Origin of the sequence: Komagataeibacter oboediens, assembly GCF_003207815.1 — a bacterium.
GTDB classification, from domain to species: domain Bacteria; phylum Pseudomonadota; class Alphaproteobacteria; order Acetobacterales; family Acetobacteraceae; genus Komagataeibacter; species Komagataeibacter oboediens.
In genome coordinates this window covers 1-13904 of record NZ_NKTX01000021.1, presented here as the reverse complement: position 1 = coordinate 13904, position 13904 = coordinate 1, and the positions used below count along the sequence as shown (strand labels likewise).

General features: G+C 62.7%; 15 protein-coding genes. 4 read left to right on the top strand and 11 right to left on the bottom strand.

The window, feature by feature from the left end:
• Positions 1-110: 110 nt before the first annotated feature.
• Entirely contained in the window at positions 111-1139 is a 1029-nt protein-coding gene (locus CFR80_RS10020) for an MYG1 family protein (RefSeq protein ID WP_010513321.1), read from the bottom strand.
• A gap of 505 nt (positions 1140-1644) precedes the next feature.
• Positions 1645-3102: a phosphomannomutase gene (locus CFR80_RS10010; RefSeq protein WP_010513318.1), complete on the bottom strand. Its 1458-nt coding sequence runs from the start codon at positions 3100-3102 to the stop codon at positions 1645-1647.
• A 71-nt stretch (positions 3103-3173) separates the two neighbouring features.
• Between CFR80_RS10010 and CFR80_RS19300 the strand changes: the two genes are divergently transcribed.
• Positions 3174-3347: a hypothetical protein gene (locus CFR80_RS19300; protein ID WP_010513317.1), complete on the top strand. Its 174-nt coding sequence runs from the start codon at positions 3174-3176 to the stop codon at positions 3345-3347.
• 74 nt (positions 3348-3421) lie between these two features.
• On the opposite strand, the gene CFR80_RS10005 is transcribed toward CFR80_RS19300, so the two are convergent.
• Positions 3422-3787 carry a hypothetical protein gene (locus CFR80_RS10005; RefSeq protein ID WP_010513316.1) on the bottom strand — a complete coding sequence of 122 codons (366 nt, stop codon included), beginning with the start codon at positions 3785-3787 and terminating at the stop codon, positions 3422-3424.
• A 328-nt stretch (positions 3788-4115) separates the two neighbouring features.
• Positions 4116-4817 carry a pirin family protein gene (locus CFR80_RS10000; RefSeq protein ID WP_010513315.1) on the bottom strand — a complete coding sequence of 234 codons (702 nt, stop codon included), beginning with the start codon at positions 4815-4817 and terminating at the stop codon, positions 4116-4118.
• A gap of 187 nt (positions 4818-5004) precedes the next feature.
• Here CFR80_RS10000 and CFR80_RS09995 point away from each other — a divergent pair, with 187 nt between their 5' ends.
• Positions 5005-5937 (top strand): LysR family transcriptional regulator, encoded by a 933-nt coding sequence (locus CFR80_RS09995; protein ID WP_029329277.1) that lies wholly within the window; start codon positions 5005-5007, stop codon positions 5935-5937.
• A gap of 34 nt (positions 5938-5971) precedes the next feature.
• Here the strand turns inward: CFR80_RS09995 and wrbA are convergent, their stop codons facing one another.
• The 6 genes from wrbA to CFR80_RS09965 form a co-directional block, all read right to left on the bottom strand.
• Positions 5972-6568: an NAD(P)H:quinone oxidoreductase gene (gene wrbA / locus CFR80_RS09990; RefSeq protein ID WP_010513313.1), complete on the bottom strand. Its 597-nt coding sequence runs from the start codon at positions 6566-6568 to the stop codon at positions 5972-5974.
• Positions 6569-6708: 140 nt separating this feature from the next.
• Positions 6709-7395, bottom strand: a complete 687-nt coding sequence (locus CFR80_RS09985; RefSeq protein WP_010513312.1) for a phosphoribosyltransferase — start codon at positions 7393-7395, stop codon at positions 6709-6711.
• 102 nt (positions 7396-7497) lie between these two features.
• Positions 7498-7812 (bottom strand): hypothetical protein, encoded by a 315-nt coding sequence (locus CFR80_RS09980; protein ID WP_085948199.1) that lies wholly within the window; start codon positions 7810-7812, stop codon positions 7498-7500.
• Between the two features lie 161 nt (positions 7813-7973).
• Positions 7974-8180, bottom strand: a complete 207-nt coding sequence (locus CFR80_RS09975; protein ID WP_010513310.1) for a TOBE domain-containing protein — start codon at positions 8178-8180, stop codon at positions 7974-7976.
• Positions 8181-8301: 121 nt separating this feature from the next.
• A complete protein-coding gene (locus CFR80_RS09970) occupies positions 8302-9108 on the bottom strand; it encodes a family 1 encapsulin nanocompartment shell protein (RefSeq protein WP_010513309.1) in 807 nt (268 codons plus the stop codon).
• 1 nt (position 9109) lies between these two features.
• Positions 9110-10135 carry a Dyp-type peroxidase gene (locus CFR80_RS09965; protein WP_010513308.1) on the bottom strand — a complete coding sequence of 342 codons (1026 nt, stop codon included), beginning with the start codon at positions 10133-10135 and terminating at the stop codon, positions 9110-9112.
• Between the two features lie 312 nt (positions 10136-10447).
• Here CFR80_RS09965 and CFR80_RS09960 point away from each other — a divergent pair, with 312 nt between their 5' ends.
• Together CFR80_RS09960 and CFR80_RS09955 are read left to right on the top strand one after the other, a co-directional pair.
• Entirely contained in the window at positions 10448-11164 is a 717-nt protein-coding gene (locus CFR80_RS09960; RefSeq protein WP_010513307.1) for an aspartyl/asparaginyl beta-hydroxylase domain-containing protein, read from the top strand.
• 411 nt (positions 11165-11575) lie between these two features.
• Entirely contained in the window at positions 11576-12772 is a 1197-nt protein-coding gene (locus CFR80_RS09955) for an MFS transporter (RefSeq protein WP_029329273.1), read from the top strand.
• A 136-nt stretch (positions 12773-12908) separates the two neighbouring features.
• On the opposite strand, the gene CFR80_RS09950 is transcribed toward CFR80_RS09955, so the two are convergent.
• Positions 12909-13799 carry an SGNH hydrolase domain-containing protein gene (locus tag CFR80_RS09950; RefSeq protein WP_258367762.1) on the bottom strand — a complete coding sequence of 297 codons (891 nt, stop codon included), beginning with the start codon at positions 13797-13799 and terminating at the stop codon, positions 12909-12911.
• Positions 13800-13904: the final 105 nt, after the last annotated feature.

Below are 13904 nucleotides of genomic sequence, written 5' to 3'. Positions count from 1 at the left end.
CCGCAAGCGGGCAGGCGGGCAGGATCTGCCATCACGTTTCCGGCATCATGCCGGCCGCCCCGCCACGATGTCCGTGCATCGGGAGGGAACAGGGGCGACAGTCGGCCGGATCAGTCCCCGGCCTGTTCCAGTTCGTCGTTGATCTTCAGCGCCAGACGCGCCATCTGCAGCGCGCCTTCCCTGCTGCCTGCCCCGCAGATGAAGCGGGCGGGATGGGCAAATACCGCGTCAGTCACGCCTGATACCTTGGCCAGTGCCGGGCCGTCCAGACCACGCCATGCCTCGGGCAGGGAGACGCGCTGCCCGAAATCGCCGCGTGTGGGGGGCACGGCCTTGACGTTCCAGCGGTCGGGCGCGGCGGGCGAGACGACATAGACGACAGGCAGGTCATTTTCAAAAATGACCTTTTCGGTCGGCATGCCCGTATCCATCAGCAGGATGCGCTTGTCTTCGGCGGCTTCATAGGCGGCCATGACCCGGTTTGCCGCCTTCAGGCTGGCGCGCACGCGGTCCACCACGTTGACCAGATGACCGGCAACGGTTGTCGCGGCATTGGCGAAGCCCAGCGTTTCACGCCGCTTGGCTTCTTCCGGGCCATACAGTTCGGTGGTGTCCCATGCCGGACGACAGGAGGAGACGATATCCGCCAGCGACAGCTTGCCCATCTTCACGACGCCATTGTCGTCCTCGTCAATCGGCAGGACCAGCGACCTGTCGATGGCCTGCCATATGGCGGCGACATCCGTATCCTCGGCCGGAACCCGCAGGATATTGCGAATGGCGGCCGTGCCGTAATCCTTCCACAGCAGGCCTGCGGCGCTGTAGGGCGTTCCATCATCACGCAGGGGCTTGTCCTTCATGTGATGGTCGTATCGCCCCCTGTCCGGGGCATACTGGCCGCCGACGTCAAATACGATATCCGATGCCGCGATCCGCTCGGGCGAACGCGAACGGGTGAACGCCAGCCGGTCCGCAGGTGCGTCCCCCAGAACGCGCCCGCGCAGGTCGCCTTCGGGTGCAAGGGCATAGTGAAGGATGACATATCCCAGCGTCTCATCAACGTGGAAATTCCCCGAATGGGTCAGCGCCCGGACGGGGGCGGCCGCGTTATCAAGACCAATGGGCGTATGCTCGGACATATAAAAACCTGCTGACAGACAAGAATTGGAGTGCTGGTACGCACCCTCATGCCGCAAAGGCCACGTCAAGACAACAGGCTTCATGGCTGCCTTGGTGCCGCATGCAGGGCAGGGTGTCGCCGTCCTTGATACATGTCCGGATATCTGTTCCGGGGGCATCCGCGCATGGACCGTCCTGCTGGAAGCATGCTGTCTTTATAAAAAAAAGTACCTGCCGGTTTATTTTGAAATGACAGTCTGCCCCGCTGCCTGCGCAGCGGGGTGACCTACGGGCGCCGCGTCCGGGTGCGCGGTCCGGTGCTGCACTTCATGCCAGTACAGGGGACGTTCACGGTGCCGGTCCTGACAGCCTGCAAGGCAGGAGGTGGCGGCCCAGAGCATGATTGTGTTCAGGATACGGCGCATGACAGGCCCCCGGTCGCTGCGGGTGCAACGCCGGATATGGGCGATGGTTCAGGGGTGCGAAGCCGTGCCGGTTTCGGTCTGGTCAGATACCGGGATGCAGTCAGGACGCCGTGCGCCAGGCACTGACGGCCTCCATGCCGGTTTTCAGCAGTTCGGCCGTGCGTTCCGGACTGTCGCCCTCCACATAAACCCGCAGTTCCGGCGCGTTGCCCGATGGGCGCAGGTGCACGATTTCACCATTGTCGAAGGTCATGCGCAGGCCATCGGTTTCATCGACATGCGCAAGCCCGCCGCAGGCATCAAGCAGCCCTAGTGATGCCGCCCCCGTGTCCGGGTCCTGCCGCAGGGCTGCGATCTGTGCCTGGCTGCGGGCCGTTGGCATTTCTGCCAGCCGGTCACTCAGCGTAAAGCGCCGGGGCAGGGTGGCCACAAGGCCCGCCAGATCTACCCCCTGCTGCCGTGCGGCGACAAGGGCGCAGATCATGGGCAGGATGGAATCCCGCGTGGGCAACGCCCGAAGGGTGCGCGTGTCCTGCGTTACGTCACTGGCCAGTAGGAAACCGCCATTGGCTTCATACCCGACGGAGGGAAGCAGCCCGGCTTCGGCCGCTTCGGTCATGGCGGCGACGACAAAGGGAGAACCGATGCGGGTGCGCCGGATATCCCGCGCAAAACCCGCCTGTTCCAGCGCGGTATTGCTGCTGACCGGTGTGGTCACGGCGGCTGCGCCAAGGAAACGCGCGGCAATGATCCCCAGAACATCCCCCCGCAGCCAGTTGCCGTGCCGGTCGGCCAGCAGCGGGCGGTCGGAATCGCCATCGGTCGTCAGGATGGCGTCCAGCGTGCCATCACTGGCCCATTCGCGCGCCAGTGCCGCGTCTTCAGGCCGCACGGCTTCGGTATCGACGGGAATGAAATCGTCCTTGCGGCCCAGCGGCACGGCGGTGCCACCCAGTGCCTCGACAATTTCCACCATCACGTCACGCCCCACGGCGGAATGCTGGTAAATGCCGAGTTTCAGCCCGGACAGGGCATCGGGACCAAAAAAATCACGGTAACGGGCGACAAAGCCCGGCACGACATCCGTTATGACCGGCAGCACGATGTCACGCGCAAGTGCGCCGTTGGCATCGAACCAGCCATCAGGCAGGGTGACGTCCTGTTCGCGCATGGCGGCTTCGTCGGTTTTGAGGAATTCGCCCCGCGCACGATTGAACTTGATGCCATTGCGGTCCGCCGGGATATGGCTGCCTGTTACCATAAGCGAGGGGATACCCAGCGTGAACGCATGCAGGCACAGCGCGGGCGTGGGCACGTACCCGCAGAAAACCGGCACGCCCCTCATATACGTAATGGCCGCGACACAGGCCCGCAGGATATGCGGCGTGCTGGGCCGCAGGTCACCTGCCACCGCAACCTGCGTGCCCGGCCCGAATTCCCCCAGCGTGCCCAGATGCTCCAGATAACCCACCGTATAGGCGAAGCAGACGGAATCCGTCATGGCGGTTACAAGGCCACGCGCGCCGCTGGTCCCGAAGGCGACACCGGACTGCTTCATCCACTGGGCTATTTTCATGTGGTTCTCTCAACAACTGTGATGGGGTTCGGGGCGGGGACCGGGCAGTTCGCATGCCCGGCCATGAACACATGGAACGTGTCGCGGTTGACGCACATGATCGTGGCCGCCCGGCCTGGTGCCGTCGTGGCAGGCGGGATTTCGCACGTCAATCCCATCAGGGCGGGCGGTGTCATGTCACCCTGTCGCCATATTCCATCCTGATCATGCTGTTCAGTGAATCATGAAAATGCGGCCAGAAAAAGCCCCGTCGCCCATGGCGGCAATATCAGGCCGGAGGCGATAAAGACCGGGGCAGGGATCAGTCCAGTGTTGCCGGGATGGCGGCAGCCCCGGCGCCGGGGCACGATTTCGCGACCTGCATGCGCTGGATGGCTTCCATCTTGCCCTTTTCACGTGCCAGCACGCCCGCCACGTCCGATCCCGTCATTTCCGACAGAGGCACGCCCAGCGCAAGGACACCCCATGTATCGGTCTTGTGCGCCCGACGCTGCTTGTTGGTCAGGGTTTCCAGCGTATCCCCTTCCTTCAGTTCCTCCTGCCCCAGCTGCTGGCAGTCCAGGCTGGAATAGGCGGTATCGGGAATATAGGTGGGCTTGATGTTTTTCGGGCTGGATGCGCATCCGGCCAGTACTGCCAGACCGGACAGGACAAGAAATCTTTTCATTCTGTTCTCTCTTCGTAGACGAAGAGCGGGTGTTACATATCGTCACATGGGCAGGTAGCCGCATACTGCATGGCAGTAACGCATGCCGGATGGATGGCCGGATGACAGGATGAGTAACTGAACCGTACCTGACGGCACGGGCGGCCATCCGCGCGCCAGCCGATGCGGCGGGTGCCCGCGCCGGACCTCTCCATATTGTGTAGCCCGCGACCAGTTTTATGGGGTGGGCTGCGCAGCCCGCAGGCAGGCATGCGGGGCCAGAGGCACCGGGTGGCGGTCAGACGCCACCCGGTTCGCAGGGCGGTCGCGGGCATCCCGCCCACCGCCATCAGGCGAGTGTATCGACCAGGATGATCTCGCTATCTTCCAGCGCGCGGACATGCAGCGTTTCGGTGTCGGAAATGGCGGCGCCATCACGCTCACCGACTGTCGTGCCTTCAATGTCCACCCGGCCCCGCGCGGGAACCAGATAGCCAAGCCGCGTGGCGCCCAGCGGGTACTCCACCACCTGTCCCGCCTTCAGCGTGGCCCCCAGCACGCGGGCATCGGCATTGATCGGCAGGGCGTCTCCATCGCCCGTACGGCCGGATGCCAGAACCACGAACTGCCCGGCCCGGTCTGCCTTCGGGAACGAGCGCGTACCCCATGAGGGCGCATGGCCCGCGCGGTCAGGCATGATCCAGATCTGGAACAGGCGGGTGGCCACGTTTTCACGGTTGTGTTCGGCATGCCGGATGCCGGTGCCCGCCGACATGACCTGCACATCGCCCGCTTCCGTCCGGCCCGTGTTGCCCAGGCTGTCGGTATGGGTGATCGCGCCTTCGCGGATATAGGTAATGATTTCCATATCCCGGTGGGGATGCGTGCCAAAGCCGGTGCCCGGTGCGATCATGTCATCATTCCAGACCCGCAGCGCGCCCCAGTGCATGCGCGCAGGGTCGTGGTAATGGGCGAATGAAAAATGGTGGCGGGCATCCAGCCAGCCATGGTTGGCGTGACCCAGCCGGTCAAAGGGACGTACTTCAATCATCGGGCTTTCTCCATATGCCAGTGTTGGCCATGGACAGCACGGTATCGTCCCGACAGGGTTGTGAATATAGAAACAGAGGAAAGTCACTGTTTCCATTTATTGACCATAAATAACCGGGATGGGGAGACAGGCACCGGACGATCAGTTATGGAAACAGCCAGTGGGAACCAGTGCGCGGGACGATGCAATGCGGCTGCCGGATTTTGAGGCATGGGCCATTTTCGCAAAAGTGGCCGAACGGGGATCCTTCGCCCGCGCGGCGGAGGACATCCAGCTATCGAAACCCACGGTGTCCAAGGCCATAGGCCGGCTGGAGCAGTCGCTGGGCGTTGCGCTGTTCAACCGCAATTCACGACAGATGTCCCTGACCGAAACCGGGCGAAGGCTGCTGGGGCATGCCAGCCGTATCCTGGCTGAAGCGGAGGCCGCTGAAATGGAGGCGCGTGGCGGCACCCTGACGCCATCGGGCCTGATACGGGTCGCCGCCCCCATGGTGTTCGGGGGGCGGCACCTTGCGCCCCTGCTGCCGGATTTCCTGATGCGTTATCCGGAAATAGACATCACCATAGATTACAGCGACGCCATCGTGGATCTTGTGGCCGGTGGCTACGACATGGCGCTGCGTATTGCGTCACTGGCTGATTCCGCCCTGCTGGCGCGGCGGCTGTGCACGGTGCGGCTACTGCTTGTGGCCACGCCGGAATATCTGGATCGGATCGGCCATCCCGATGATCCGCGTGCGCTGGAAGGCCACAAGAGCTTCGTTTACACCAATACATCCGCCCCGGGCATGATCCGCCTGCGGCAGGTGCCGGACGGGCGGGAGGTTGTCCTGTCACAGACCGCGCGCCTGCGGGCGGATAATGCCGAGACCTTCCTGCCGGCACTCGAGGCCGGGCTGGGCTTTGGGCTGTTTCCGGAATTCATGGTGTGGGACGGGCTGAAATCCGGCAGGTTCGTGCGTGTCCTGCCGCAGTGGGAGGCGCCTCCCGTGGCCCTGTACTTGGTTACGCCCGCCAGTACCCTGCGGCCCATGCGGGTGACGGCCTTCATCGATTATCTGGCCGGGGCGTTTGTCCATCCGCCCTGGGCGAAGGACAGGGCGCCGACCGGGACATGACACGCCCGGCGGTCGGCCGGGCGTGGCGTGCGGGTCAGGCCAGCTTTCTGGCCAGTTCCGCGACATGCTGGCCCAGGAAGCGTGCGCCATCCAGTTCGGTGGCGCTGGGCTGGCGGGAACCGTCGCCCGCGGCGATTGTCGTCGCGCCATAGGGCGAGCCGCCAGTCACTTCATCCACCTTCGTCTGTCCCTGGAAACTGTAGGGCAGGCCGCTGATCACCATGCCATGGTGCAGCAGATTGGACATGAGTGAGAACAGGGTCGTTTCCTGCCCGCCATGCTGTGACGCGGTGGAGGTAAAGACCGCGCCAACCTTGCCAATCAGCGCGCCCTTCATCCACAGCCCGCCCGTCTGATCCCAGAAATTCGCCATCTGCGATGGCAGCCGCCCGAAACGTGTGGGCGCACCGACAATGATCGCGTCATATTCAGGCAGTTCCGCCGTGGTGGCGACGGGAGCTGACTGTTCTGTCTTGAAATGGTGGGCTTTGGCCACATTCTCCGGCACCAGTTCGGGCACGCGTTTTACCTCTGCCTCCAGCCCTGCCGCGCGGACGCCTTCCGCCACCGCATGAGCCATGGTTTCAACATGGCCGTAAGTGGAATAGTATAATACGAGAACCCTGGACAATGTCGTAACCCCTTGCTGTGTCATGGATCGTTTCCAACTGGAACCTTCCTGACAATACGGCCCGTCACGCAGGTGCATACGCCAAAATCGGAAATGCTTCGTTTCCTGTCTTTGCGCCGGTCACGCGCGGGCAGGGGGCATTATGTGCCCGCAAGCGGCTCCCATCCCCCTGCGCTTCGGCCAAACATGGGAATATGGCCAAGGGCATGCACCAGTCCGGGCATATCCTCTCCCACCTGCTGCAGCGCGTCGCGCCAGGCCCAGCCTTCGGTCAGCACCGCCGTAATGCCGACGATGCGTGCCTGCACCCGCTGCATGAGCCCGATGGCGGCAACTGCCGTCCGGCCTGTGTTCAGCACGTCATCCATAACCAGAACGCGCCTGCCGCGAACCCGCTCGATCAGGGCGGGATCAAGGTACAGGCGCTTGGCCTGATCGGGACTGGTGGAGGATGTGAGAGGCTGTGACAGGGCGTCGTCATACCAGAATTTGCGCGAGTGACCCAGTGCGACATAATCGTCAAAACCAAGGTTTTCCGCCACGGGCCGGGCATAGGCCAGACCCATGGTGGGCACGCCGACAATGACCTCCGGCTGAAGTTCCCGCGCCAGATCGGTCAGCAGGCGGACCAGCGCGTGTTCAACCGCAAATGCCGTCTGGTTGGACATGAGCAGCGCGATGGCCTTTTCCCCGTCCGGCAACGGACGTAATGGCAGGACCAGCGTGGACCCGTCACGCAGGCGGACGGGATAGGTGGTGTCGTGGCAGGGCCACTCCCCGGTCATGGGGGACGGGTAAAATCGGGTCTGGTAGGGTGGTATGGACACGGATGCTTCCGGCTGGGGCTGACAGGATCATGGACCGGCAGCGGGATGGTGGCTGCCGGTCCGTTACGATAGCCGTATGGTCTGCCGCGCGCCAGTCCCCGATTAGTGCCATGCTCCGCTTTCAACCATGCACTGGGCATAGAAATTGCGGCGCGATGCCATGCTGACGCCAACCGTCACGCTTTGCGACGTGACATTATCCAGCCCACGGGCGGAACATTTTGCATCTATGTTGCGATATTCGCTGCTGTCGGGCGGCAGGGCGGCTGTATGGCCATGGAAGTGGCCGAATTCCGTATTGACCTGCCGTGGATGACGTTCCGTCGTGGGAACGTGGATACGGTGCGTCCGGCCCAGTGCGGGCGCACCCATCAAAACAATCCACAAAACAGGCAGGGCAGACAGTATGGTTTTCATGATCACACGGGCACCTTGGGATATGTCGGGTGCAGTATATGCGGGCAACGTGACCAGCCTGTGTTTCGATCCTGTCGTTATGTATCTGGCAGATTAGGAATTGTTCATGTCGTGGAAGTACGCCGCCCGTCCCTGCGGACGGACGGCGCGGGTGATGCGCCTTACACGCCCACCATGACATCGGACGCCTTGATGATGGCCGTCGCCGGTTCGCCGACCTTCAGATTCAGGTCGGCAACCGCTTCATTGGTGATCGATGCGGTGACAATGGTGCCGCCACCAATGTCGATGCCAACATGGGATGTGGTCGCACCCTTGGCAATGGATGTGATCTTGCCCGCGATCTGGTTGCGTGCGCTGATTTTCATTTTATGCCCTTTCCTTGGGTTTTGGCCTGCCGGCTGTAATCACGAAATGGGGTGCAATGCAAACCATGGCCACGGCAGCGGCCACGGGCATTCGCCTGCATTGTAGTGGCGGAACGGTCCTTTACGCGCCGGTCTGTGCGATCACGACCGAGGCCTCGGTCGTCAGTACGCGGAACGTGAAGCTTTCCTGCAGGTACAGGTTCACCGACGTGTCGGAATGGCTGGTATAGCCGATCGAGACATCCTGCCCGATCGACAGTTCGAAATCCCCGCCGCGGGTGGACACGATATAGGCGCCTTCAATGGCCGGGGCGCAGATGATCTTGCCTTCGGTCATCCGCTCGATATGGCGCAGCACGGGATAGCCTTCCTCGTTCCCGCCACTGACGGCGGCAAAGGCGCGCGCACCCAGTACGACGGCGTACGGGCCGTTCACGCCGGCAATGCGCAGTTCATTCAGGCCATCGGCAATGATGGCGGGATAGTCACGCGCGGATGCGGGCAGGGTGAACTTCGCGTTGGATGTATCCTGCCCGATGCCGGTGATCCCGGCGGCGGCATAGCCGTCGAATATGGCGCGGTCCTCGGCATAGGCGATTTTCTTTGCCGCGTCCTTCAGCGGCTGCCAGTCGGAATCCAGTGCGCCGCGTTCCACGTCGTCAATGGCGTCACGGTCCAGCGTAAAGGGCACGCGCAGTTCAACCAGCGGCAGCACCTTGCGCTGCAGCGCCCGCACGCCCTCTGCCGGGCTGTCGATACGGGCCGTGTGGCCGGTATCCACCGCGGCGAAGCCGACACCGCGGGCATCAGGCACGTCCACCACGCGCCGCCCGGCAAGGTAGCGGCGCAGCGTGCGGGACGCCTCCTGTTCAATTTCCGCCCATGCGGCGTCGGAAATGGGGGCAAGGTTCCGGTGCAGGTTGTTCATGTCAGGCTTCTTCCTTCAGTGACCCGATGCCAAGTGATCCGGTCGGTACGGGGCGTGTGTCTTCGTTGGTTTCCGCAGGCGCTGCTGCCGTGGCGTCATATGCCGGGGCGGCGTCAAGGAAATCGGCGGTGGGAATGAAAAACAGCGTGCCCGTCACCGCGCGGCTGACATCCAGCAGGCGGTCGTAATTTCCCGGCGGGTTACCAATGAACATGTTGTCCAGCATCTGCTCGACCCGGGAAGGGGATTTTGCGTAACCGATGAAATAGGTCCCGAATTCTCCCCGGCCGACTTCGCCAAAGGGCATGTTGTCGCGCACGATCTGCAGCTGTTCGCCATTTTCCTCGATATTAGTCAGGACGTTGTGGGCGTAGCTGGGCTTGGCGGCTTCGGGCAGTTCAATGTCCGACAGCTTCCTGCGGCCAATGATTTTTTCCTGCTGCTCGACGGGAATGGCGTCCCACTTCTTCAGGTCATGCAGGTATTTCTGGGTAATGACGTAGCTGCCACCGGCAAAGTCCGGATCCTCGTCGCCGATCACGGTCGCATCGGTCGCGGCCTGGTTGACCGGGTTTTCCGTGCCATCGACAAAGCCAAGCAGGTCGCGGGCATCGAAATACTTGAAGCCATGGACTTCATCGACCACCCGTGCCGCCCCGTCCAGCCGGGCGGTGATGGCGGCGGCCAGTTCAAAACACAGGTCCATGCGGGTTGCGCGGATGTGGAACAGCAGGTCACCAGGGGTGGAGGGTGCTTCATGGACGCCATGTATGGCGCGGAAGGGGTGCAGTTCCCTGGGCTTCGGCCCCTTGAAGATACGTTCCCACGCATCCGCCCCGAAACCCATCACGCAGGACAGTCGCCCGTCGGGAATGCGGAATCCTACGCCACGGACCATGGCCGACAGATCCCCGCACAGGTCGCGGACCGTAGTGTCATGTCCCTCTCCGGGGTCAAGCGTGAAAACGAGGAAAATCGCCGCACTGGTCAATGTGGTGTCAACGGGCTGTGGTGTCGCTGAAGGCACGCCTTACTCCCTGCATGGCGCCATGAAGAACATGCGGCAGACCCGGCGCGGCGTAGGTCTGCGGTTGACAGGGGATTCTATATGGTTCGGCCCGCCAGCAAAAGGGCCGCCATAATGATTTCCCCCTGTGTTCTGACATGATGCGCGTGCATCCCTGCATCCGCCCGGACGTTTGCAGGCAGTTTTCCGCGCCTGTGCCGGGATGTGTGGCGGCCAGGCGACGGGTGGCCATGTGGGGAAGGGCGCGGGAGGGATATTCAGGCATGCCTGGCCGGAATATATTTCCGCGCGACTGCTCAAGGAGGAGAGGGAATGGCGAAAAAGAAGACCATCTATCATCTGACAAAGGGTCTGCGGGACAGGGTCGATGCCTTTGTCATGCGGTTTTCCCTGCTGCCGGATCAGGCTCTTTTTGATCCCTACATCATGCAATGGGTTCGTGATCTGGAGCAGAACTGGGAAAGAATTCGCGACGAGGCGCTGTGCATGGCGGCGTCCGATATTCCCTCGCTTGGTGAGATTTCCCCCGATCATGGCCGGATCGCGGCGGATCGGCGCTGGCGGTCCTTCTTTCTGGAAGGTTATGGCTACAGGCGGCAGGAAAACCGCGCCCGTGTTCCCACGACGGCGGCGCTGATCGACCGGATCCCCAATTTATGCACCGCCAGCTTTTCCGTGCTGGAACCCGGCTGCCACATTCCCCGCCACCGGGGCATGACCAAGGGCATGCTGACCTATCACCTTGCGCTGCAGGTACCTGCCGACCGCGAAAACTGCTGGATCCAGTTCGAGGAAGGCGACAGGCTGCATGTCTGCCCCTGGACGGCGGGCAGGTCGATCCTGTTTGACGATACCTATAACCACGAGGTGTGGAACAACACGACCGACACACGCTACGTCCTGCTGATCCAGGTCCGGCGTCCGTGCCGGTGGCCTGCGCGCCTGCTTATGGATGTCTTTTTCCAGGGTGTCCGGTATTCACGTTTCGTTCAGGATATCCGCAAGAACCTGGACCGTCGCGGCACATAACGCGCGTTCCCCCAATTGCCCTTTCCGTGGTCCGGCCTGCGGGGCGCAGGGACGGCATGATGTCCATGCTCCCGCTGCTCCCGGTAAGCCGTGCCAACATCGCAGTCATCCATTGTTGCCCGCACGGCATGGTGGCGGGGCACTGTGTCCGGAATAACGGCCGGCCCCCGCGGGCGCGACGGCTGAATGCCTTTGGGGTTTTTTCGTAGATATTATTAAAAAACAGCATATTGGACTGGATCGGGACGAGGGGTCCCGCCTGCTTTTCCCATGGCGATCCGCCTTGTGAACATTTTGTATCTTCCGGTGCGCTGAAACGCGAAATACGTCTATTCCATCCGGATGTGGAAAGTGCCACAAGGCAGCGGAAAACCGGCGTCATGACACGGACGCCATTCAAAGCAGGTGATCATGCTGTTCAAAACCCTTCCTCCGGGCGCCATGGTCGGGCTGTTTGCCCTGTTTGCCTGCACCTTTACCGCCCTGACCAGTGAGGTCGCCCCTGTCGGCATCCTGATCGAGATGGCGCAGGCCTTCCATATCCGCGAAGGTCAGGCCGGGCTGGCCGTCAGTGCCTTTGCGCTGATGGTCATGATCGCGGCGATACCCCTTACGATCATGACGGCGCATATCGACCGCAAGCGGCTGGTCGTTCTGTCCCTGCTGGGTTACGTCGCATCCAACCTGGCGGTGACCGTGGCGCCGACCTTCCTTATCCTGTGTGCCGGTCGCCTGATCGGGGGGCTGGCGCATGCGCTGCTCATGTCGATCGCGGCGGCCTATGCCGCGCGGCTGGTGCCGCAGAACATGACGGGACGTGCCATTTCGTTCGTATATGGCGGGACGTCGCTGGGCATGGTGTTGGGTGTGCCGGGGGCTGCGGCCATCGGGCACATGGTTGGCTGGCGCATGGCCATGGGTATCATGACCGTGCTGGCGGTGGTGCTGACGATCTGCATTGGGTTTTTCCTGCCGCCGGTCTCGTCACCAGTGCAGGTCAGGGAAGGGTTGCCGGCAATGGCAGGCCAGCGGGCGATGCGGATATTCCTTGTTGTCGTGGTAGTGGATGCGGTGTTCTTCTTTGCCCATCACCTGCTGTACACATACATCACGCCGCTGCTGCTGGCGCATGGGCTGTCAACCGGGACACTCAGCATCGCGCTGCTGATGACGGGCGGGTTCAGCATCCTTGGCCTGTGGGCGGCGGGGCTGGTGGTGGACCGCTGGCCCGCCGCCGGGCTGTTGGGCAGCGGGCTGGCCATGCTGGTGGGCATGGGGCTTATGTACGGGCATATCCTGTCGGGCTGGATGGCCGTGGCGGCGGTGGGCCTGTGGTGTATCGGATATTCCGCCGTCGTGCCCTTTGTCATGTCCGGTGCGATCCGGGCGCGCGCCACGCGGCCCGATGTCGCGGGGGCAGCGATCAATGCTGCGTGCAACATGGGCATATTGCTGGGATCGGCCGTAGGGGGAGAGGTACTGTCCAACGGGGGATTTGCCGTCCTGACCCCGCTATCCTGCGCCATGGTGCTGCTGGGCATGATCGTGGCCATGCTCAATCCCGCCGCTTTCCCCCGCGCGCTGACCCCAGCCGAGGAAGAAGGCTGAAAAGCTTTCGGGTGTCCCCTTCTTTCAAAAAGGCGATGTCCGGGGAAGCTTGCGGGATAGGCATGCCGCCCCAGGGAACAAGGACGGCATCCGGAATGTCGGTAGGGTTTTTGTCAGTGGATTCCGGCTCGGCCCATCAGTGAATGGCCACCTGCGTCGCAGCGGACAGAGGCATCGGCGCCGTGGGGATGGGGGGCTGCGTGGCAATCCGGGCGACGTTGTCCCCTGTGACGGGAAGCAGGCCGTCTATCCGCGCCAGCAGAAAATCGGCCCCGCCGCGCGACAGGTGCTGCTGGTCTACATAAAACGGGTCATTCCCCGTGCGGAATTTGCACCCGGCTGGCGAACACAGCCCGTCCGCCAGGGAAAAATAGGTCACATCCGCCGTGTCCGCCACCGCATGGCGCACGGTGTCGGCAATGGGCTGTCCGGGGACGGATAGCAGCGGGACCGGGGCGATATCCCCCGCGGTCAGGAATGACGGGTCCAGCATATGCGCGACATGCTGGCGCACGGGCATGAACGCCGTAACGGCTTCGCGTGCGGGATCAAAGCGGAACTGCGGCACATCCCCCAATATGATGACATGCCTGTGCGCGCGGGCCAGCACCTGTGTTGTGGTACGTACCGCAACATCCAGCCGCGCAAGGCTGGCTGCCACGCCGTGGTTCATCCTGTCGCGTGGGTCGATATAGGCATCCCCCCCGGCGTCAGCTGCGAAAGGGGCGGCCCAGTACCCGGCCAGAACGACCGTCTGAACACGTGGGTCGCGCATGACGGCAGCGAAGGCCCGGTCATTGTAAAGCGCGCACTGTGCGGCATGTCCCGGATGGGACGGCATGAGGCGTGCGGTCCCCAGTAACGGGGGGCAGGACGATTTGGTAAACTGAACGAAATCAAATCCCGCCTGGTCGGCCAGATGCGACAGCGATGCGGCAAGTGCCGATGCATGGCTGTCACCCAGCAGGGCGATGCGCGGCCGTCCCGCATCATGCACGCAGCGCGGGGACACATTGGGTTTGGACACCCCGTAATACCAAGGGCTACTGTCTCTGACTCATCTGTGAAGTGACGCGAAGGGCCTGTTCTGATTCTGTCGTGAGAGGGAGGATCGGGAATGGCTGGTGCGATT

What these genes read in the sequence shown, in the direction of transcription:
- CFR80_RS10020 (WP_010513321.1), bottom strand. Translation starts at nt 1,139, where the DNA reads ATGTCCGAGCATACGCCCATTGGTCTTGATAACGCGGCCGCCCCCGTC.
- CFR80_RS10010 (WP_010513318.1), bottom strand. Translation starts at nt 3,102, where the DNA reads ATGAAGCAGTCCGGTGTCGCCTTCGGGACCAGCGGCGCGCGTGGCCTT.
- CFR80_RS19300 (WP_010513317.1), top strand. Translation starts at nt 3,174, where the DNA reads ATGCCCGGCCATGAACACATGGAACGTGTCGCGGTTGACGCACATGAT.
- CFR80_RS10005 (WP_010513316.1), bottom strand. Translation starts at nt 3,787, where the DNA reads ATGAAAAGATTTCTTGTCCTGTCCGGTCTGGCAGTACTGGCCGGATGC.
- CFR80_RS10000 (WP_010513315.1), bottom strand. Translation starts at nt 4,817, where the DNA reads ATGATTGAAGTACGTCCCTTTGACCGGCTGGGTCACGCCAACCATGGC.
- CFR80_RS09995 (WP_029329277.1), top strand. Translation starts at nt 5,005, where the DNA reads ATGCGGCTGCCGGATTTTGAGGCATGGGCCATTTTCGCAAAAGTGGCC.
- CFR80_RS09980 (WP_085948199.1), bottom strand. Translation starts at nt 7,812, where the DNA reads ATGAAAACCATACTGTCTGCCCTGCCTGTTTTGTGGATTGTTTTGATG.
- CFR80_RS09975 (WP_010513310.1), bottom strand. Translation starts at nt 8,180, where the DNA reads ATGAAAATCAGCGCACGCAACCAGATCGCGGGCAAGATCACATCCATT.
- CFR80_RS09970 (WP_010513309.1), bottom strand. Translation starts at nt 9,108, where the DNA reads ATGAACAACCTGCACCGGAACCTTGCCCCCATTTCCGACGCCGCATGG.
- CFR80_RS09960 (WP_010513307.1), top strand. Translation starts at nt 10,448, where the DNA reads ATGGCGAAAAAGAAGACCATCTATCATCTGACAAAGGGTCTGCGGGAC.
- CFR80_RS09955 (WP_029329273.1), top strand. Translation starts at nt 11,576, where the DNA reads ATGCTGTTCAAAACCCTTCCTCCGGGCGCCATGGTCGGGCTGTTTGCC.